The 19,120-nt window shown below is 67.4% G+C and carries 18 protein-coding genes; 13 read left to right on the top strand and 5 right to left on the bottom strand.

The genetic code is table 11. From position 1 onward, the window contains the following. The 9 genes from MELE44368_RS17250 (at position 1) to MELE44368_RS17210 (ending at position 9,848) form a co-directional block, all read left to right on the top strand. Positions 1 to 1,227, top strand: coding sequence for an acetyl-CoA C-acetyltransferase (locus MELE44368_RS17250; protein ID WP_128109615.1), 1,227 nt, complete (start codon positions 1 to 3; stop codon positions 1,225 to 1,227). Between the two features lies 1 nt (position 1,228). Continuing rightward, positions 1,229 to 2,008: an enoyl-CoA hydratase/isomerase family protein gene (locus MELE44368_RS17245; protein ID WP_128109614.1), complete on the top strand. Its 780-nt coding sequence runs from the start codon at positions 1,229 to 1,231 to the stop codon at positions 2,006 to 2,008. Between the two features lie 22 nt (positions 2,009 to 2,030). Further along, positions 2,031 to 3,329: an acyl-CoA dehydrogenase family protein gene (locus MELE44368_RS17240; protein WP_128109613.1), complete on the top strand. Its 1,299-nt coding sequence runs from the start codon at positions 2,031 to 2,033 to the stop codon at positions 3,327 to 3,329. A gap of 15 nt (positions 3,330 to 3,344) precedes the next feature. Then, the gene (locus tag MELE44368_RS17235) at positions 3,345 to 4,121 is read left to right on the top strand and encodes an SDR family NAD(P)-dependent oxidoreductase (RefSeq protein ID WP_128109612.1); all 777 of its coding nucleotides are present in this window, start codon (positions 3,345 to 3,347) and stop codon (positions 4,119 to 4,121) included. Between the two features lie 82 nt (positions 4,122 to 4,203). Continuing rightward, on the top strand, positions 4,204 to 5,331 hold the full coding sequence (locus tag MELE44368_RS17230) for an LLM class flavin-dependent oxidoreductase (protein WP_128109611.1): 1,128 nt from the start codon (positions 4,204 to 4,206) through the stop codon (positions 5,329 to 5,331). Then, complete coding sequence (locus MELE44368_RS17225) at positions 5,328 to 6,497, top strand: sulfotransferase family protein (protein WP_128109610.1); 1,170 nt, start codon at positions 5,328 to 5,330, stop codon at positions 6,495 to 6,497. Before MELE44368_RS17230 ends, MELE44368_RS17225 begins: the two co-directional genes overlap by 4 nt. A gap of 2 nt (positions 6,498 to 6,499) precedes the next feature. Then, entirely contained in the window at positions 6,500 to 7,264 is a 765-nt protein-coding gene (locus MELE44368_RS17220) for a sugar phosphate isomerase/epimerase family protein (protein ID WP_128109609.1), read from the top strand. An 8-nt stretch (positions 7,265 to 7,272) separates the two neighbouring features. Beyond that, on the top strand, positions 7,273 to 8,487 hold the full coding sequence (locus MELE44368_RS17215) for a DUF1214 domain-containing protein (protein ID WP_128109608.1): 1,215 nt from the start codon (positions 7,273 to 7,275) through the stop codon (positions 8,485 to 8,487). Next, positions 8,484 to 9,848: an amidase family protein gene (locus MELE44368_RS17210; protein WP_128109607.1), complete on the top strand. Its 1,365-nt coding sequence runs from the start codon at positions 8,484 to 8,486 to the stop codon at positions 9,846 to 9,848. Before MELE44368_RS17215 ends, MELE44368_RS17210 begins: the two co-directional genes overlap by 4 nt. A 47-nt stretch (positions 9,849 to 9,895) precedes the next feature. Here MELE44368_RS17210 and MELE44368_RS17205 read toward each other — a convergent pair whose 3' ends face one another. The 5 genes from MELE44368_RS17205 to MELE44368_RS17185 all read right to left on the bottom strand — a co-directional run bounded on the left by MELE44368_RS17205 (position 9,896) and on the right by MELE44368_RS17185 (position 13,595). Next, the gene (locus tag MELE44368_RS17205) at positions 9,896 to 10,333 is read right to left on the bottom strand and encodes a hypothetical protein (RefSeq protein ID WP_128109606.1); all 438 of its coding nucleotides are present in this window, start codon (positions 10,331 to 10,333) and stop codon (positions 9,896 to 9,898) included. A gap of 73 nt (positions 10,334 to 10,406) precedes the next feature. Then, the gene (locus MELE44368_RS17200) at positions 10,407 to 11,771 is read right to left on the bottom strand and encodes a cytochrome P450 (protein WP_128109605.1); all 1,365 of its coding nucleotides are present in this window, start codon (positions 11,769 to 11,771) and stop codon (positions 10,407 to 10,409) included. Between the two features lie 25 nt (positions 11,772 to 11,796). After that, entirely contained in the window at positions 11,797 to 11,991 is a 195-nt protein-coding gene (locus MELE44368_RS17195) for a ferredoxin (RefSeq protein ID WP_128109604.1), read from the bottom strand. Positions 11,992 to 12,008: 17 nt separating this feature from the next. Further along, positions 12,009 to 12,869, bottom strand: a complete 861-nt coding sequence (locus MELE44368_RS17190) for a mycofactocin-coupled SDR family oxidoreductase (protein WP_128109603.1) — start codon at positions 12,867 to 12,869, stop codon at positions 12,009 to 12,011. A 27-nt stretch (positions 12,870 to 12,896) separates the two neighbouring features. Further along, the gene (locus tag MELE44368_RS17185; RefSeq protein WP_128109602.1) at positions 12,897 to 13,595 is read right to left on the bottom strand and encodes an SDR family NAD(P)-dependent oxidoreductase; all 699 of its coding nucleotides are present in this window, start codon (positions 13,593 to 13,595) and stop codon (positions 12,897 to 12,899) included. Positions 13,596 to 13,859: 264 nt separating this feature from the next. Between MELE44368_RS17185 and MELE44368_RS17180 the strand changes: the two genes are divergently transcribed. The 4 genes from MELE44368_RS17180 to MELE44368_RS17165 all read left to right on the top strand — a co-directional run bounded on the left by MELE44368_RS17180 (position 13,860) and on the right by MELE44368_RS17165 (position 19,062). Further along, positions 13,860 to 15,359: an aldehyde dehydrogenase family protein gene (locus MELE44368_RS17180; RefSeq protein ID WP_128109601.1), complete on the top strand. Its 1,500-nt coding sequence runs from the start codon at positions 13,860 to 13,862 to the stop codon at positions 15,357 to 15,359. Positions 15,360 to 15,411: 52 nt separating this feature from the next. Continuing rightward, positions 15,412 to 16,620, top strand: a complete 1,209-nt coding sequence (locus MELE44368_RS17175) for a CaiB/BaiF CoA transferase family protein (protein ID WP_128109600.1) — start codon at positions 15,412 to 15,414, stop codon at positions 16,618 to 16,620. Positions 16,621 to 16,646: 26 nt separating this feature from the next. Next, positions 16,647 to 17,828, top strand: coding sequence for an OB-fold domain-containing protein (locus MELE44368_RS17170; protein WP_128109599.1), 1,182 nt, complete (start codon positions 16,647 to 16,649; stop codon positions 17,826 to 17,828). Between the two features lie 67 nt (positions 17,829 to 17,895). Beyond that, positions 17,896 to 19,062, top strand: coding sequence for a thiolase C-terminal domain-containing protein (locus MELE44368_RS17165; protein ID WP_128109598.1), 1,167 nt, complete (start codon positions 17,896 to 17,898; stop codon positions 19,060 to 19,062). The last annotated feature ends 58 nt before the right edge of the window (positions 19,063 to 19,120 follow it).

Raw genomic sequence — 19,120 nt, 5'->3', positions numbered from 1 at the left:
ATGGACGCTTGGCTCGTCGACGCGGTTCGCACGCCCAGGGGTCGTGGCCGCGCGGACGGCGCGCTGCACGGGATCCACCCGCAGGAGTTGTTCGCGCAATGCCTACAGGCTCTTTGCGCCAGAACGGCTTTCGATCCGGCCGACGTCGACGACGTGATCGCGGGCAATGGAATCCTCGCCGGGGAGCACGGCGACGACATCGCCCGGCTTTCGGTGCTGCTCGCCGGCTGGCCCGACACCGTGCCCGGGATGACGCTCAACCGGTTCTGCGGGTCGGGTCAGCAGGCGATCACCGTCGCGGCGACCGGGGTGGCAAGCGGCGTGCAGGATCTGGTGGTGGCGGGCGGTGTCGAGTCCATGTCGCGGTGGGACGTGAGCGTCGGGATTCCGACGATCGACGGCGACAACCCGGCGCTTCGCGAACGCCATCCCACGGTGCCGCAGGGTATCTCCGCCGACCTGATCGCCTCGCTGGAGAAGTTCAGCCGCGAGGACGTCGACGCGTACGCCGTCGAAAGCCAACGGCGTGCGGCCGACGCGATCGCGAACGGCCACTTCGACCGCTCGATCGTCGCGGTGACCGACGCCGCCGGCCAGGTCGCGCTGGACCGCGACGAACATCCTCGCCCGGGCACCACCCTGGACAAGCTGGCCAAGCTACCACCGGCGTTCGCCCAGATGGGCGTTGCGCGGGTGGAGGGCGAATCCGACACCTTCGACGAGATCTGCCTCGGCCGGTATCCGGAGTTGACCGCCATCGACCACGTTCACCATGCGGGCAACTCCTCTGGTGTGGTGGACGGCGCGGCAGTGGCTGCGGTGGCGTCCCGACGGTGGCTCGACGCCAACGGTGTTGCCGCGCGCGCCAGGATTCGCTGTACCGCGGCGATCGGCAGTGAGCCGATCATCATGCTCACCGCACCGGGTCCCGCGGCGCAGCGGTGTTTGGACAAAGCCGGTATGCGGGCCACCGACATCGACCTGTGGGAGATCAACGAGGCGTTTGCCGCGGTACCGCTGAAGACCATTCGCGACCTCGGACTGGATCCCGACCGGGTCAACGTCAACGGCGGGGCGATCGCCCTCGGCCATCCGATCGGGGCGACGGGAGCCATGCTCATCGGAACCGTGCTCGACGAGCTCGAGCGCCGCGACCTGAGCACCGGACTGGTCACGATGTGCACCGGCGGCGGTATGGGCACGGCCACGATCATCGAGCGGGTCTGACATGACCGAAACGTTGGCCGTCGAACGAGACCACCCGGGCATCGTTGTCCTGCAACTGAACCGGCCCAAGCAGCTCAACGCGATCAACAAGATCATGCGCGACGAACTGGCGCAAACCGTGGCCCAGATCGCCACCGACTCATCGGTCAACGTGGTCGTGCTGACCGGCGCCGGGCGCGGGTTCTGCTCCGGGATCGATGTGCGCAACTTCGGGCCGGGATTGCTGGACGCGTCGGCCCCGGCGATCGAGCGGATGCGCTTTCAGGAGGCGATGGCCGCACTGCCGCAGGCGATCCGTACCCTGCCGCAACCGGTCATCGCCGCGGTGAACGGACCGTGCGTCGGCGCTGGGCTGTCACTGTGCCTGGCCGCCGACATCCGCGTCTGCTCCACGGCAGCGACGTTCGGTAACGCGGCGATCCTGCTGGGACTGTCGGGCGCGGAGATGGGCATGAGCTACCACCTGCCGCGGATCGTCGGAACCAGCGTGGCGGCGGATTGGATGTTGACGGGGCGAACAGTGAGCGCCGAGGAGGCCGACCGCCGTGGTCTGGTGAGCGAGATCGTCTCGCCGGACCGGCTGATGCAGCGCGCATTCGAGATCGCGTCGACGATCGCCGGTCTGTCACCGTTGGGTGTCCAGCTGACCAAACGTGCGCTGCAGACCAACACCGACGCGGCCGGGCCCGCTGCCGCGATGGAGTTGGAGAACCGCAACCAGGTGATCAGCCACGCCACCGACGAAGCCGCGCAACGACGCCAGAAGTGGTCCGGCGCCTGAGCGCGGACGGAAAGGACGGCCGATGGCCTGGGACTTCTCGACCGACCCCGAGTGGGCCGAGCAGCTGGCGTGGGTGGAGGAATTCGTCCGCAACGAATGCGAACCGATCGACCTGATCGTCAAGGAGTCACACGATCTCAACGATCCGGTGCGCCAGGCGCTGATTCCTCCGCTGCAGCAGATTGTCAAGGAGCGAGGGTTGTGGGCCACCCATCTCGGAGAACACCTCGGGGGTCCGGGCTACGGCCAGGTCAAGCTGGCGCTGCTCAACGAGATCCTCGGCCGGTCCGAGTGCGCGCCGATCGTGTTCGGTTCGCAGGCACCGGATTCCGGTAACAGCGAGATCCTCGCCCACTACGGGACACCCGAACTCAAGAAGCGGTATCTCGAACCGCTGCTGGACAACCGGATCGTGTCCTGTTTTTCGATGACCGAACCCCACGGCGGCGCCGATCCGAAGGTGTTCACCACCACCGCCACCCGCGACGGCGATCACTGGGTGATCAACGGCGAGAAGTGGTATTCGTCGTTCGCATCGATGGCGTCGTTCATCATCGTGATGGCGATGACGGACCCCGACGCCCCGCCGTACCAACGCTATTCGATGTTCGTGGTGCCCGGCGACACCCCCGGCATAAACGTGCTGCGTGACGTGGGCCTGGGTTATCAACCGCTCGGCGGCGGCGGGCGGGAAGGATATGTCCGCTACGAGAACGTCCGCGTCCCAGACGATCACATGCTGGGGCCGCGTGGCGGGGCGTTCGTGGTGGCACAGACCCGACTCGGCGGCGGGCGCATCCATCACGCCATGCGCACTGTGGGGCTGGTGCGTCGGATCTTCGACATGCTGACCGAGCGGGCGGTGTCGCGCTACACCCAGGGCTCGATGCTGGCCGATAAGCAGATGGTGCAGGAGATGATCGCCGACTCCTGGATGGAGATCGAGGCGTTCCGGCTGATGACCCTGCAGACCGCGTGGAAGATCGACCAGTACAACGACTACAAGGCCGTGCGTGCGGACATCTCGGCCGTCAAGGCGATGATGCAGAAGGTGCTGCACGACGTGTCGGCGCGTGCCCTGCAGCTGCACGGCTCGCTGGGCACGTCGCACGAGATGCCGTTCGTCCAGTACCTGACGGAGTCGTTCGTGCTGGGTCTGGCCGACGGCCCGACCGAGGTGCACAAGGTGACGCTGGCGCGGCTACTTCTCAAAGACGTCAAGCCTGCGCCTGATGCGTTTCCGTCCGAGCACCTGCTGCGGCTGCGGGAAGCCGCCGAAGCCAAGTTCGCCGACAAGCTCGCGGGAATTCCGCGAAGCTGAAGGGGAGGTCCCACAGTGTCCTGTCACGGGAAGGTCGCGCTGGTGACCGGAAGCAGCCGCGGGTTGGGCAAGGCGATCGCCCAGCGGTTGGCAAGCGAAGGGGCGACGGTGGCGCTGACCGCGCGAACGATGGACCCCGATCCCAAATACCAAGGCTCCCTTCGCCTGACGCTGGACGAGATCGAACAGGCCGGGGGAGCGGCGGTGGCGGTCCCCGCCGATCTGTCCGACGTCGAGCAACGCGGCGCGATGTTCGCCGAGGTGGTGCGGCAGGTCGGTGCGCCCGACATTCTGGTCAACAACGCAGCAGTCACCTTTCTGCGCCCGCTCGACGAGTTTCCCGAACGGCGGGTGCGGCTGATGATGGAGATGCACGTGATGGCGCCGCTGCACCTGACCCAACTGGCCATCCCCGCGATGCGGGAGCGCGGCCGCGGCTGGGTGCTGAACGTGACCTCGGTCGGCGGTGACCTGCCCGAGGGGCCACCGTTCTCCGAATTCGACCGCAGCGCCGGGTTCGGGGTGTACGGGACGGCGAAGGCCGCGCTGAACCGCCTGACGAAAAGTCTTGCGGCCGAACTGTACGACGACGGCATCGCCGTCAACGCCGCAGCACCGTCGAACCCGGTGGCAACCCCGGGCGCCGGCACGCTGGACCTGGCCAAGACCGACACCGAGGACATCGCGCTGATCACCGAGACGGCATTCCAGTTGTGCACCGGCGACCCGAAGATACTGACCGGGCGGATCGCCCACACCCAGTCGTTTCTCGCCGAGACGGGCCGGTCGTGACGCGCGAGTGCGGGATTGTGTCACGCCATTCGGCGATTCGACGTGACGGTAACCCACGTTCGGCACAGGAAAGTGGGATCGAGTGAAGGTTCAGCCGGCCGCGTACCTGCGCACCACGCTCCCGCCGGACTTGTCGCAGCTGCCCGAGCTCGACAGCGGTCGCTACCACTCGATCTGGCTGCCCGACCACATGGTCAGCTTCTGGCCGGACTCCATCTGGACACCGGAATTCACCGATCTGGCAACGGTTTCCCCGTCGCCGCACCGGCATCTGGACGCGATGGCGGTCGCGGCCGCCGCCGCGGTGCTGACCAGCAACGTCCCGCTGGTGACCAGCGTGGTCGACACCGTGCGACGGCATCCGTCGTTGCTCGCCCAGAGCGCGCTGACCATCGATCATCTGGCCAAGGGCCGGTTCATCCTCGGCCTCGGCAGCGGTGAGACCGAGAACACCGTGCCCTACGGGTTCGACTTCACCAGGCCGGTCAGCCGCCTGGAGGAGGCGTTGCACGTGATCCGGTTGCTGTGGGACAGCGACGGGCCGGTCGACTTCGACGGCCAGTTCTACCGGTTGCGGCACGCCCGGTTGGACACCGAACCGTACGACGGGCGCTTCCCGCCGATCTGGATCGGTGCGAGCGGGCGGCGCGCACTGGACATCGCGGGACGCTACGCCGACGGCTGGTGGCCCACCGGTGCGTGGACGCCCGAGGACTATGCCGAAAAGCTCGCGGCGGTACGGGCCTCCGCGGACCGGGCCGGACGCGACCCGATGGCGATCACGCCGTGCTACATCCAAGTGTGTCTGATCGCGCGCGACGACGCCACGCTCGAGGAGATCCTGGCTGTGCCGCTGGTGAAAGCGTTCCTGCTGCAGGTGTCCGCGCCGATGCTGCGCAGCTTCGGTCACGAGCACCCGATGGGGGAGAACTGGGGCGGGTATCAGGACATCGACCCCGCGACGCTCACCCGCGAACGCATCCTGGATTTCCTCGCAGGCGTACAACCGGAGATGATCCTGTCGGTGATTCCGCACGGCACCCCGAAGCAGGTGGCGCGCGTCGTCAAGGACTACGTCGACGCGGGTCTGCGCGTGCCCAAGATCCTCGACTACGGCGGGATGGCGGGACTGCGGCACGCGGCCGCGTCGGCACAGAACGTGCGTGAGGCCGAGGACGAACTTCTGCGTCTATGTGGAGATGTGCGGTGAGCGCACGGTTGGACGCGACCACCATGCTGGGGCGGGCGCAGGACGAAACGGGACTGGCCGACTTCGGCGACCCCAGCCTGCCGCAGCGGTTCGCCCTCGTCGTCGAGCACCTCAACGGCATCGGGATGGACGCCGACGGCGTGCGCCGGGCCGCTGAGGTGTGTCACTGGCTGCTGACCTCGCGGCTGCAGTTCTTCGAGGACCGACGCCGCCATCCGGTGGCCGACGAGGTGATCGAGCGACCCATGTTCGTCACGGGCGAACCGCGTTCGGGTACCACGCTGATGCACGCGCTGATGTCCGTGGATCCCGACGCACGCGCACTTCGCTTCTGGGAGGTGATGTACCCGTCGCCGCCGCCGGGCTTGGCCGCAGACGACGACCCCCGGCGCGCCCGCGCCGACGACGACTGGCGAGAGATCAACGCCAAACTGCCGAAATGGCTGCACAGCCACCCGTACAACGACATGCTCGGCGACGGACTGCCCGAGGACGAACGCACCTGGGCGTTCGACTTCCGGGTGATGACGCCCACGGCGTGGTGGCGGGTCCCGATGCCGACCGTCGTCGGCGGCCTGCCGATCGATCCCGCAGCGCAGTACCGCATCCACAAGGCGATGCTGCAGCAGTGCCAGTATCGGCGGCCCCGGAAACAGTGGGTGCTCAAGGGCTTTCACGGGTTTCGTCTCGGTGAGCTGTTCGCGGCTTATCCCGACGCGAGGATGATGTGGCTGCACCGCGACCCTGTCCAGGTGGCGGCGTCACGCACGATGATGATGGCCGACATCGCCGACGGGATCGTCGGGCCGGTGGACCTCGAGGCGGCGGCCAAGATGCACTTGGGCCTGACCCGCGAGAGCATCGCGAACACGATGACCAACCCGCTGGTGGGCGATCCGCGAATCCTGCATGTGCGCTACACCGATTTCATCGCCGATCAGGTCGGGACCGTGCGCCGGTTCTACGAGTTCTGCGGGCGGTCGCTGAGCGCGGACGCGGAGGCGGCGATGCGGGCCTACCTGGTGAACAACCCCGGCGACCGACACGGCAAGTTCCGCTATTCGACGTCGCTGTTGACCGACATCGGTGAGGACCTCGACGCACTGCACGAGGAGTTCCGTCCGTTCCGAGATCGCTTCGGCGTCGAGATCGAGAAGCGGAACTGACCGTGCACGAACGGCTCTCGGTGCACTGCGTGACCTTCCTCGGCGCGCCGCTGGACGAAATGCAACGGCATTGGCAGTCGCTGGGCCTGCGGCGGCTGAGCCTCATCGACAGCCAGCTCGCCGAGCCGCAGCTGGCGCAGCTCGTCGCACGGCATGGCTACTCGGTGGACTCGGTCTATCACCTGTTCACCTCGACCGCCGAGCTGTCCCGGGTGATCGACGCCGCCGCCGCCGTCAACGCTCGCGTCGTCTACATGCTGACCGGAGGCCGCGGCGAGCTCGGTTGGGAACAGGCCGCAGACCGGTTCTGCGCGGCGGTCGCGCCGTGTGTCGGCCAGGCCGAACGCGCGGGGGTGGGGTTGGCGATCGAAAACGCCTCGGCGCTGTATGCCGACATGCACATCGCCCACACCCTCCGCGACACCATCACGCTGGCTGAGATGGCGGGGCTCGGGGTCTGTGTCGACCTGTTCCACTGCTGGGCCGAGGCGGGTCTTGCCGAGCTGGTGCAGCGGGCGGCGCCGATAATCCGGCAGATCCAGCTGAGTGACTACGTGCTGGGCGACCGCGCGCTGCCGGCGCGCGCCGTGCCCGGTGACGGCGCCATCCCGATCGAGAGGTTCGTCGCGCTTGCCCTCGCGGCCGGCTATCCGCACGGCTTCGACCTGGAACTGCTTGGGCCCCGCATCGAGGCCGAGGGTCGCTTCGAGGCTGCGCGTCGCGCCTGTGAGACGGTATCGGACATGCTGGAAAGACTCGGCGCATAGGGGAGCCGATGGCCTTCGGAGACGGCCCGGATGACGCGGCGCTGAACACGGCGTGGGCGCAGTTCTGCGACCGGCTCGAGGCGGCGGGCGAACGGGTCTTCAAGGACCACAACCCCGCCGCGGGACTGCACCGCGCCGACGGCTTCCGGTTCCTCACCCAGAACCTCGGCCAGGCGTTCGACCTGGCGCTGGAAACCAAGGACAGCCGCTACCCGACCATCCACACCTTCTGCCATCCCACCCGCAAGCTCGGCGGGGACTGCGCGGACTTTCTCTACCAGCAGGCCTGGATCGACGGCGAGTCGACGTACCGCATCGTCGGGGAACGTGGCACCGCACGGTTTTTCAACATCACCGTGCAGGGCCCAAGGCCGGACGCCGAGGGAGTGCTGCACGAACCATTCGGTGACGTACCGGAGGCCAACTTGTCCGGCGATCAGCTTCGCACGGGCCCCCACGGCACGTTCGAGATCCACATCGGCGGGCCCCGGCGCGGGCCGAACTGGCTGCCCACCACATCAGGATCGCGAAAGCTGTTCATCCGCCAGGGCTTTGACTCCTGGCAGGAACAGCCGGCGCGGATGCGAATCGAACGGGTCGGCATGGAATCGCCCAAACCGCCACCCACCCCGGCCGCGATGATCGAAGCGTTGGGTTGGGCAGGCGATTTCATCACCGGGCTGATGGAGGACTGGCCGGAGTACCCGTTCCGCTACGGCGGGGTGGACGCCGAACATCCCAACCGGTTCCCCGGCGTGGACCGAACGGGTGCCGATGCCAAGCGTGGCCGCGCGGCGACGAACATGCACTGGGTGCTTCGGCCAGACCAGGCGCTGGTCGTCGAGTTCGACGACCATGAGGGTCTGTGGATGCTGACGAACATGGGCGTGTTCTTCACCAGCATGGACTACCTGTACCGACCGGTGAGTTACACGCCGAGCCGAACCGCGGTCGACAGCGACGGCAAGATCCGTATGGTGCTGGCGCATCAGGATCCCGGCTACCACAACTGGATCGACACGCAGGGCTTCGAGCGCGGAAACCTCACCTACCGGCACATGCTCGAAGGCACACCGGCCGAACTGCACACCCGCTTGGTTCCGCTCGCTGACCTGCCAGACGCGCTGCCGCGAGACAGCAGGACCGTCGGCAAGGACGAGCGCATCGCGCAGATGTGGGAGCGGTTCAACGGAATTCGGCGGCGTTACGGGTGGGGGCCATGACGGATATCGCGCTGTGGCCCGGGCACCGTCTTGCCGAGGCCATCCGGCGGCGCGAGCTGTCCAGCCGCGAACTGCTCGAGCACCACCTGGCGCGAGTCGAGCGGTTCAACCCGTCGCTCAATGCCGTCGTGACGCTGGATCCCGACGGTGCCCGTCGCGCGGCCGACGCCGCCGACGCCGCGCTGGCCCGCGGCGCGCCGGTCGGCCCGCTGCACGGCGTGTCGATCACGATCAAGGACACCTATCAAACGGCGGGTATGCGCACGACCAGTGGGCATCCCGAGTGGGACCACGTGCCCGAACGCGACGCCGAGGCCGTGCGGCGGCTGCGCGCGGCGGGCGCGGTGATCTTCGGCAAGACCAACACGCCGACCCGCGCCGCCGACTGGCAGACGTTCAACCCGATCTTCGGCACCACCAACAACCCGTGGGATGTCAGCCGCACCCCGGGCGGCTCGTCGGGCGGTGCGGCCGCCGCGCTCGCCACGGGCATGACCGCGCTCGAACTCGGCAGCGACATCGCGGGATCCATTCGGGTGCCTGCCAATTGGTGCGGGGTGTGCGGTCACAAGCCGAGTTGGGGAATCGTGCCGCAACGCGGTCATCTGCCCCCGCCGCCGGGTGCGCTGGCCGAAAGCGACCTCGGCGTGATGGGCCCGATGGCGCGCGACGTCGCCGATCTCGAGCTCACGCTCGATATCCTCGCCGGACCGACGGAACTGTCGGCGGTCGGCTGGCGCCTGGAGTTACCGCCCCCGCGGGCGTCGTCGCTGGGTGAGCTGCGGTTGGCGACCTGGCTCGACGACGCGGACTACCCGGTGGAGTCGGACGTCGGCGCGACCCTCGAGGCGGCCGTCGCGGCGTTGTCCGACGCGGGCGCGCGGCTGGTCGACGCGAAACCTCCGGTGACGCTGGCAGAGCTGGTCGGCCTGCATCAGGTGTTGCTGTATCCGCTGATGGACAACTCGTCGACGCTCTCGCACCGCCAGTGGATGTCGGCCCAAGAACGGCGCGAACTGCTGCGCGCGAAGATGGCCGACTTCTTCCGTGAGGTCGACGCGCTGCTGATGCCGATCACCGTCGTGCCCGCCGTCAAGCACGACCACCATGAGCCGTTCATCGAGCGGCTCATCCCGTTCGGCGACGAAAACCGGTCCTATTTCGACCTTTTCGGTTGGGTCGGGCTCGCCACCGTGGCCTATCTGCCCGCCACCGCCGTGCCCGTCGGCCGCACCGCCGACGGTCTGCCGGTCGGTCTGCAGGTCGTCGGGCCCTTCCTGGAGGACCGCACCACGCTGACGGTCGCGCGACACATCGAGCGAGTGCTCGGCGGCTTCACCCCACCGCCCGGCTACGCGTGATTTGTGTGCGTTTAGGCGCGCTCAGCCAACAGAACGCACACAAATCGCTACAGGCGGCGCAGGGCGAACGTCCAGAACTGGGTCCCCGGGGGACCGCCGAAGCAGCCGACGTCGTACACCGAGTCGATGGTGCCGGCGAGCGAGACCTCGTCCCAGGTGTAGGTGTCGCGGGTGGGCATGACGTGGCCGGGGCATTGCAGGCCGTCGGGCACGTCGACGGTCATGGTGTAGTGCCCGCCTTGCAGATGCGCCTTGCCGCTGTACTCGTAGTAGAACTTCAACCGCGATATTGCGCTGACATCCGCACAGTCCGGTTCCTTGTTCGGGTTACACGGCGTGATGAACCACACCCACGACGCCCGGTTGTACCGATTTGTCAGCACATCGTAGTTGCCCCACGTCATCATCGCCGAGGCCGGCGGAGCGACCAGCGTCGCAGCCGCCGCGAGCGTGATGGCTGCGGTCAGCGCCTTCAAGGGATTCACGAAGGTCCCTCCGTTTTCATCTGTGATCGCTGGCTGCATATCAAACCACCTGACGATGCTCTCAGGCGGTCGTTCAGTCGATAACGGCGGCTTCCTTGCGTTCGGTGATGGGCCGGGCGAGCTCCTGTTCGTCGCAGATGCGTTGCAGCTTCTCGAGAGTCTCGTCGAGCCCCGGTCCGAGCGGCTTGCCAGGCGTGAACGTGGCCGGCAGGTTGCGCATGCCCTGGATGACGCCGATCGTGTCGTAGTGCACGGTGCCCTCAGGATCACAGACGTAGTCGGGCATCCGGTCGAGCACCGCCGTCAGCATCGACTTGAACACGGTGCGCGCGACGTTGGACCCCGCACAGCGGTGTACGCCGATACCGAAGCTGAAGTGGCGATTGCCTTTTCGGTCCAGCACGATGTCATTGGCCTTGTCGAACACCGCTGGGTCACGGTTGGCCATCGCCCATGACAGCCACAGCCGCTCAAACTTCTTGAACCGTTGACCCTCGACCTCGACGTCCTCGGCGAAGGTGCGGCCGTCGCCGGGCGCGGGGGTGAAGAAGCGCAGGAACTCCTCGGTTGCGGAATGCAGCAGCGTGTCGCGCTCGCGGCTGAGACGTTCGCGCTCGTCGGGATGCTCGCCGAGCCACTCCAGGGCATGCGCGGTCAGCGCGGTGGTGGTGTCGAAGCCGCCGCCGATGATCAACCCGAGGTTGCCGAGGATCTCCATGTCCGGGGCGGGTTCGCCGTCGATGCGCAACTGCAGCAGCGCGTTGACCAGGCCGGGCCGCGGGTTCTCCCGGATCTCCATCATGTTGTTGATGATGTCGATGCCCATTTCGCGGTGCTGCTCGTTGATCTTCTCGCGCTCGGGTGCGTGCTCGGGGGTGTACACCGAGGCGTGGGTGGGCTCGCTGTAGACGTTCCACTTCTTGAGGTCGATGCCCATCATCGCGAGCGTGAACACCGCCGGCACGACGTTGGCCAGATGCTCGACGAAATCGATCCGGCCGCTTTCAATGTGCTCGTCGAGCGCGGCGCGGGTGATCTCATCGACGAACGGCTCCCAGCGCTTGATCGCCGCCGGCGAAAGGTACGGGTTCAGCGCCCCGCGATAGATGCTGTGCTCGGGCTCGTCCATCTCCAGGATGCCGCCGCGAACGACGGTGGCACGGCTGGCTTTCGGGATCGTGATGCCCTGGAACGGTGTCTCGCCGCTGATGTCGTGGTGGTTGGACACCACCGGACAGCGGGCCAGTTCGAACACGTACCGACTGCCCGCGGCCACCCAGTGCCCGCCGTAGGTGTCGGTCCACGCGATCGGGCAGCGGGACTGCATCTCCTCGGTGATCTTCTCGAACTGCAGCCGGTACTCCGGCGTGTGGCGATCGAAGTGATACCGATTCTTCTTGCGCTCGCTGTCGGCGGCGTTCAAGTCGTCGACGGTCACGTCTGGTCTCCTGTGTTCTGTTCAGTCACTCTTCGGTCGTGATGGCCTGCTCCGGGCAGGACTGCGCGGCTTCGCGCACCGCATCCTCCTGGTCCGGCGGAACCACTTCGTTCACCGGTGATGATGTGCCGTCGATATCGCTGAGCTGGAAGGAATCTGGGGCGATCATCGCGCACAGCGTGTGGCCCTGGCACCGTTGTTGGTCGACGAAAACCTTCACTTGCGTTGACCTCCCGCCTAGTTGTGGTAGTCGTACCACTTGAGGTAGCCGCCGGCGTCCACCCGGATCTGCATGCCGGTGACGTAACGGGCCTCGTCGGAGGCCAGCCACAACACCGCGTTGCTGATGTCGACCGGCTCGATCCACGGCACCTTCATCGCCTGTTGCACATAGAACACCGGTTCGGCGTCCTCGAGCGTCGGCTTCTCCAGGTCCGGCCGGAACGACCGGTACATCGGTTCGCTGCGCAGCATGTCGGTGTTGCAGTTGGTCGGATGCACGACGTTGGCGCGGATTCCGCGCGGCGCCAACTCGGTCGCCAGATCGTGGACGTATGCCGACAGCGCGCGCTTGGAGTGCACGTAGGCCATGCCGCCCGGGTCGTTGCCCGGATCGTTCTTCTGGTGGGTGTCCATCAGCGCGGCGGTGGATCCGGTCGCCACGATCGCGGCGCCCTCGGTCAGGTGCGGCAGCGCGACGTTGATCGCGTTGATGGTGCCGACCAGGTTGGTGTTGATGACATCGACCCAGGCCTGAAGTGGCGGTTGGCCTTTCATGCCCGCTACGCCGGCCTGCGCGACGACGATGTCGACCTTGCCGAACTCGGCGATGCCGCGTTCCAGCGCCTCACGCAGCTGGGCGGCTTCGCGGACGTCGGCCTGTGCGGTCACCACTCCGCGGCCCGTCTTCTCGACCAGCTTGCCGGTCTCCTCGAGGTCTTCCGGGGATGCCATCGGGTAGCCGATGGTCGGGATGTCCTGGCACAGGTCGACGGCGATGATGTCGGCGCCCTCTTCGGCGAGCCGCACCGCGTGACTGCGGCCCTGTCCGCGCGCCGCGCCGGTGACGAATGCGACCTTTCCTTGTACGCGTCCCACTACTTTGTGTCCTTTCGTTTTCGGCAGTTAGGTGTTTCGGCCGCCGTTGACGCCCAAGAGCTGTCCGGTGATGTAGCCGGCCTCCTCTGAGACGAGAAATGCGCATGCGGCCGCGATGTCCTCGGGTCTGCCGATGCGGCGTACCGGTGTGGTCTCGATGCTCTCCTGCACCTTCAGATAGCCGCGCTCTTCGGACTTGCGCAGCATCGGAGTGTCGATGAAGCCGGGTGGCACCGCGTTTACGGTGATGCCGCTCGGCCCGTACTCCAGCGCCAGGGATTTGGTCAGCCCGTTCACCGCGGACTTGGCCGCCACATACGGCGACATGTAGGGCTGGCCCGAATGGGTGCTGGAGGAGGAGATGTTGACGATGCGGCCCCATCCGGCCTCGATCATGTCGGGCAGCACGGCCTGCACGCAGTGGAAGACGCCGTTGAGGTTGACGTCGATCACGCGCTGCCAGTCCTCGAACGTGATGTCGGTGAAGCGTTTGAACCGCTCGAGCCCGGCCGCGTTGACCAACACCGTGACGGGTCCGAGCTGGGCGCGCACCGCCGCGAGCGCGTCGTCGATCTGCGCGCGGTCGGTCACGTCGGCGGTGAACGCGAACTCGGCGTCCGACGGAGCGATGTCGATCGTGGCGACGTGTAAGCCGTCGGCGCGCAACCGTTGCGCGACGGCCAGCCCGATACCCGAGCCGCCACCGGTTACGACGGCGTTCTTCATGCCGCCGCCCGAGGATCAACCATCAAGAATCGTCCTTCCGATTATGAGAACCGTACTCTCGGGATCTGTGATCCCGCAAGACAGTAACCCTTCTTGATTCGCACTGGTGAGACGTTTGGGAGCCGATTGTCGCACCATTAATCGCAGGCAGCGGGGATTCCGATCATTTCCTTGAGTTCTCTTGTCGCGAATGTATGATTCGCCGGGGATGAGAATGAAGTTTCCATCACATTGCGCCAGATGGGACGTGTGTTGAGGAGGACGATGCAGGAAGCGACCACGTTCCCAGGGGCCGACCCGGCGGCCCAGCCCGCCGCCACGAAAGCCGACCGACGCATGTTGGTAGGCGGGCGGCTGCTAGAGACCTCGCGGACGTTTCCTTCTCTCAATCCCGCCACCGGCGCCGTGCTCGGTCACGCGCCCGACGCCACCGTCGCCGATGCCGAAGCGGCCGTCGCGGCGGCTCGCCGAGCGTTCGACGAAACCTCCTGGGCCACGGATGCGCAGCTCCGTATCAGGTGCCTCGAACAGTTCCATCAGGCGCTCGTGGACCATCGCGACGAACTCGCCGACCTCACGATCGCCGAAGTCGGCGCGACGCCCGCGCTGTGCACCGGAGCGCAGCTCGACCAGCCGATCGAGATCGTGCGGTACTACGCCGACCTGCTGAAGAGCTATCCGATGACCGAAGACCTCGGCAACATCGAGAGCCGCGGCATGCAACACCACCGCTGGGTGGAGAAGGAAGCCGCCGGGGTGGTGGCGGCGATCATCGCCTACAACTACCCCAACCAGCTGGCGCTGGCCAAGCTCGGGCCCGCGCTGGCCGCCGGTTGCACGGTGGTCCTCAAGGCCGCCCCCGACACCCCGCTGATCACGCTGGCGCTCGGCGAGCTGATCGCCAATCACACCGACATCCCCGCCGGCGTCGTCAATGTGCTCAGCGGAGCTGACCCCGAGGTGGGCGCGGCGCTGACCACCAGCGCCGACGTCGACATGGTCACGTTCACCGGTTCCACCCCGACCGGCAGGCGCATCATGGCGGCGGCCAGCGAGACCCTCAAGCGCGTCTTCTTGGAACTGGGCGGCAAGTCCGCCGCGATCGTGCTCGACGACGGCGACTTCAACACCGCCGCGTTGTTCACCGCGTTCAGCATGGTCACCCACGCCGGACAGGGCTGTGCGCTGACGTCGCGGCTGCTCGTGCCCCGGAAGCATCACGATGAGATCGTCGAACTCGTCAAGAACAACTTCGGGCTGGTGCGCTACGGAGATCCGGCCGACCCCGCCACCTACATGGGTCCGCTCATCAGCGAGAAGCAGCGCGACAAGGTCGACGGCATGGTCAAGCGAGCCGTTGAGGCCGGCGCCACGCTGGTGACCGGCGGGCAGAAGGTCGACCCCGGCTTCTTCTACACCCCCACCCTGTTGACCGATGTCGACCCGGACAGCGAGATCGCGCAGGAAGAGGTGTTCGGCCCGGTGCTGGCCGTCATCGCCTACGAGGACGACGACGACGCGGTGCGCATCGCCAACAACTCCATCTACGGGTTGTCCGGGGCGGTGTTCGGCAGCCGAGATCGGGCGCTGGGCGTGGCCCGGCGCATCCGCACGGGCACGTTCTCCATCAACGGCGGCAACTACTTCAGCCCCGACAGCCCGTTCGGCGGCTACAAGCAATCGGGGATAGGACGCGAGATGGGCACCGCGGGGTTGGAGGAGTTCTTGGAGTCCAAGACGTTCGCGACGGTGGTGGACCGCTGATGAGCACTCGCGCGAAGTGGGCCCCCGGCCCGAAGGCCGGGGAGGGGCAGCGATGAGCAAGCCACTGGACGGAATCCGCGTCCTCGAGGTCGCGATGTACGGCTTCGTGCCCTCGGCGGGCGCCGTGCTGCGCGAGTGGGGCGCCGACGTCATCAAGGTCGAACATGCCGTGACAGGAGATCCGCAGCGCGGGCTGCGCCAGACCGGGTTGCTGCGGGTCGAAGGCGACCCCAACCCCAACATCGAACACGCCAACCGGGGCAAGCGCAGCATCGGGCTGGACATGTCGGTGCCGGAGGGCAAGGAGGTCCTTCTCGACCTGGCACGGCGCTCCGACGTGTTCCTCACCAGCTTCCTGCCCGCGCACCGGCAGAAGTTCGGCATCGACGTCGATGACATCCGCGCGGTGAACCCCGCGATCATCTATGCGCGAGGCAGCGCGCTGGGCCCGCGCGGTGAGGAGTCGGTGAAGGGCGGCTACGACATGACCGCGTTCTGGTGCCGTGCGGGCACCGCCGCCACGATCACGCCGCCGGGCACGCCCGGCATGGTCGGTCCGCCGGGACCGGCTTACGGCGACACCATCTCCGGCACCAACCTCGCGGGCGGGATCGCCGCGGCGCTGCTCAAGCGGGAACGCACCGGTGAGGCGTCGGTGGTCGACGTGTCCCTGCTGGGCAGCGGGCTGTGGTCGCTGGGCCATACCGTCGCGCTGACCAAGCACCTCGGGCAGCGCATGGAGGCCTTTCCGCCCGGCGTGCACGGTTCGCCGATCAACCCGCTCGTCGGGCTGTACCCGACCGCCGACGACCGCTACATCTCCTTTGTGATGATGCAGCCCACCAAGTTCTGGGCCGACGTGTGCAGGCACATGGACCTCGAGGAGCTCATCGACGACCCACGGTTCGCCACCGCCGAATCGATCGCCGAGAACACCGAGACCGCCGCGGAGATCCTGAAGGAGACGATGGCCAAGCGTCCGCTGGCCGAGTGGAGCGAGCGGTTCGCCACGCTGCTCGGGCCGTGGGCCCCGGTGCAGGACACCCTGCAGGCCGCCGAGGACGCCCAGATCCGCGCCAACGAATACCTGGTGCAGGCGGGCGAGCTCGAACTGGTCGCGAACCCGGTGCAATTCGATGTCAAGGCCCCCGAAACCGGCCCCGCGCCGGGTTTTGCAGAGCAAACTGACGAAATCTTGCTGGAACTCGGCTTGGATTGGGACCGCATCATCGAACTCAAGACGGCCGGCGCTGTCACCTAGGTAGCTGAGAGGTTCTGGATCCACCCATGCCCCACGTCGCCTCGATCGGGACCTATCTGCCGTGCTGGGGAACACCCACAGGTCGGGTGCCCGGCGACGACGAGGACGCCATCACGCTGGCGGTCGAGGCCGGCCGGGCGGCGTTGCTGGCAAGCGGCGCAGTAGAACGGGTGGTTCTGGTCAGCCGGAACATGCCGATGCTGGACAGCAGCAGCGCCGCTGTGCTGCTCGCCGGGCTGGGTCTGGACCCGGAGCTCGAGGTCGACGAACGGCTCGGCGGGGCGCCCGCGACCGTCGACGCGCTGAGCTCCGCGCGTCCGCGCACGCTGATCATCGGCAGCGACCTCGAGCCGGCCGGCGCGGCCGCGGTCCTGACCTCCGAGCGCGGCCTGAAGGTGCGCACCGCGGCCCGCATCGCGCGCAGCCTTCCGGTGCGCACCCGCAAGTCGACAGGCGACGTGCACGACTACGGCGATCCCCGCCTGCTGCACAAGCGGGGCCTTCTGGCCTCGTTGGAGGCCGCCTGGTTGGACACCCCGGCCGCCGTGGCCGGCGTGGATCATGACCGCGCGGTGGAGCTGACCATCGGCGACCCCCCGCGGCTGCCGACCACCGGCGCGAGCTCGAGCCTGTTCGCGCTTGCCGGGATGGCCGAACGAGGCGTGACGGGCCCGTTGGTGGCGGTCGAACAAGCCACGCTGTCGGGTATCACCATCTCCGACGGCATGGCCGAACTGCACCGCCGCGAGCCGACGGCGCGGCCGATGCCCGAGGGCCAATACGTCGCCGACGCGGATCTGCCGATCTCACTGGCCGCATACGAACGGGCCTTCGAGGCCAAAACCCGTTGGGAAGCCGGCAAATTCGCCGACAGCGACACGCTGGACTTTCCGCCGCGGTACCGGCTGGCCGACGACGGCGCACTGTCCACCGGCTACGAGCTCGTGCCCCTGCCCAGGACGGGCACGGTGTACACCGAGACGACGGTGCAGATGCCGGTGCCCGGGCTGCGCACGCCCTACTCGCTGGTGATCGTCGAGCTCGACGGCGTCGGGGTGCGCGCGCTGGTCAAGGTGACGGGAGCGGAGCCGGGCACCGTGGACATCGGCACCCGCGGTCGGTTGGCGTTACGCCGCGTGGCCGTGCGCTCCGGGGTGCCCGACTACGGCTACATGTTCGAGCCCGAACAGGTGGCGGCAGCGGCATGAGGACCCGAAGGCGAGCGCGAGCGAGGATCGCAGCGAAGCGAGGACCGGAACGAGCGGGAGCCGAGGCATGAGGAACGTCGCGATCGTCGGCGCCGGAATGACGGCCTTCGGTGAGCATTTCGCGCTCGGCATCAAAGACCTGCTACCGATGGCGTTCGCCGAGTGCGCGGCCAGTGTCGACAAGGGCGTGGCCAAGCAGGACCTGCAGGCGGCGTGGTTCGGTGCGATGGGCACCGCCGACGGTTTTCCCGCCGGTATCCTCGCCGACACCCTGGGATTGCCGGACCTGCCGGTGACCCGGGTGGAAAACTCGTGCGCCACAGGCAATGACGCCGTGCGCAACGCGCTGTTCGCGGTCGCCTCGGGCGCCTACGACGTCGCCCTGGTCATGGGGGCCGACAAGCTGCGCGACACCACCTCGGCCGAGATGGTCTGGGAGTGGGAGTCGATGGCGCGCGACATGGCGTGGGACTACGCCCTCGGGCTGGTCTCGCCCGCGGGGTTCGCCCTGCACGTCCGCCGCTATCTGCACGAGTCGCCCGCGACACGCGAACACCTCGCGATGGTGGCGGTGAAGAACCACCGCCACGGCGTCAACAACCCCAAGGCGCGACTGCGCTTCGAGATCACCATCGAACAGGCACTCGAGGCGCCGGTGATCGTCACGCCTTTCGGGTTGTACGACTGTGCCCCGCAGAGTGACGGCGCCGCGGCGCTGATCCTGGCCGCCGAAGAGGTGGTCGACCGCTTCACCGACCGGCCGGTGTGGGTCAGGGGAGTGGGCCTGGGCCTGGATTCGGTGATGCACCAGCACAAACAGGATATGACGACGTTTCCCGCCACGGTGCGGGCGGCCAAGCAGGCGTTCGCCATGGCCGGCATGACACCAGCCGACATCGACGTGGCCGAAGTTCACGACTTCTTTACAGGCATCGAGTTGATCAGCTATGAAGATCTCGGCTTCGCGGAGCGCTTCGGCGGCTACAAGCTCGTCGAGACCGAAGTCACCAGTGTTGGCGGCGCGCTGCCGGTCAACCCCAGCGGCGGACTGAAGGCCAAGGGCCACCCGCCGGGGGCCACCGGCGTCGCGCAATGCGTGGAGCTTTTCCAACAGCTCCGTGGAGAGGCGGTCAACCAGGTGGACGGAGCGCGAATCGCCTTGGCGCACAATATCGGTGGCCCGACGGCCGTGTCCGCCGTCACGATCCTGGAGGGAGCCGGCCATGGCCGTTAGAGGCCCGGAGCGGTGGGCGGTGGGGTTGCCGCGGGTGCGGGATTTGTCGGGGCCGATG

It is taken from the genome of Mycolicibacterium elephantis DSM 44368, from assembly GCF_004014805.1.
Taxonomy (GTDB): domain Bacteria; phylum Actinomycetota; class Actinomycetes; order Mycobacteriales; family Mycobacteriaceae; genus Mycobacterium; species Mycobacterium elephantis.
Note: the sequence above shows the minus strand (reverse complement) of the source record. Positions and strands in the feature narration are given on the sequence as shown.

What these genes read in the sequence shown, in the direction of transcription:
- MELE44368_RS17210 (WP_128109607.1), top strand. Translation starts at nt 8,484, where the DNA reads ATGACGGATATCGCGCTGTGGCCCGGGCACCGTCTTGCCGAGGCCATC.
- MELE44368_RS17170 (WP_128109599.1), top strand. Translation starts at nt 16,647, where the DNA reads ATGCCCCACGTCGCCTCGATCGGGACCTATCTGCCGTGCTGGGGAACA.
- MELE44368_RS17185 (WP_128109602.1), bottom strand. Translation starts at nt 13,595, where the DNA reads ATGAAGAACGCCGTCGTAACCGGTGGCGGCTCGGGTATCGGGCTGGCC.
- MELE44368_RS17165 (WP_128109598.1), top strand. Translation starts at nt 17,896, where the DNA reads ATGAGGAACGTCGCGATCGTCGGCGCCGGAATGACGGCCTTCGGTGAG.
- MELE44368_RS17250 (WP_128109615.1), top strand. Translation starts at nt 1, where the DNA reads ATGGACGCTTGGCTCGTCGACGCGGTTCGCACGCCCAGGGGTCGTGGC.
- MELE44368_RS17240 (WP_128109613.1), top strand. Translation starts at nt 2,031, where the DNA reads ATGGCCTGGGACTTCTCGACCGACCCCGAGTGGGCCGAGCAGCTGGCG.
- MELE44368_RS17180 (WP_128109601.1), top strand. Translation starts at nt 13,860, where the DNA reads ATGCAGGAAGCGACCACGTTCCCAGGGGCCGACCCGGCGGCCCAGCCC.
- MELE44368_RS17215 (WP_128109608.1), top strand. Translation starts at nt 7,273, where the DNA reads ATGGCCTTCGGAGACGGCCCGGATGACGCGGCGCTGAACACGGCGTGG.
- MELE44368_RS17245 (WP_128109614.1), top strand. Translation starts at nt 1,229, where the DNA reads ATGACCGAAACGTTGGCCGTCGAACGAGACCACCCGGGCATCGTTGTC.
- MELE44368_RS17175 (WP_128109600.1), top strand. Translation starts at nt 15,412, where the DNA reads ATGAGCAAGCCACTGGACGGAATCCGCGTCCTCGAGGTCGCGATGTAC.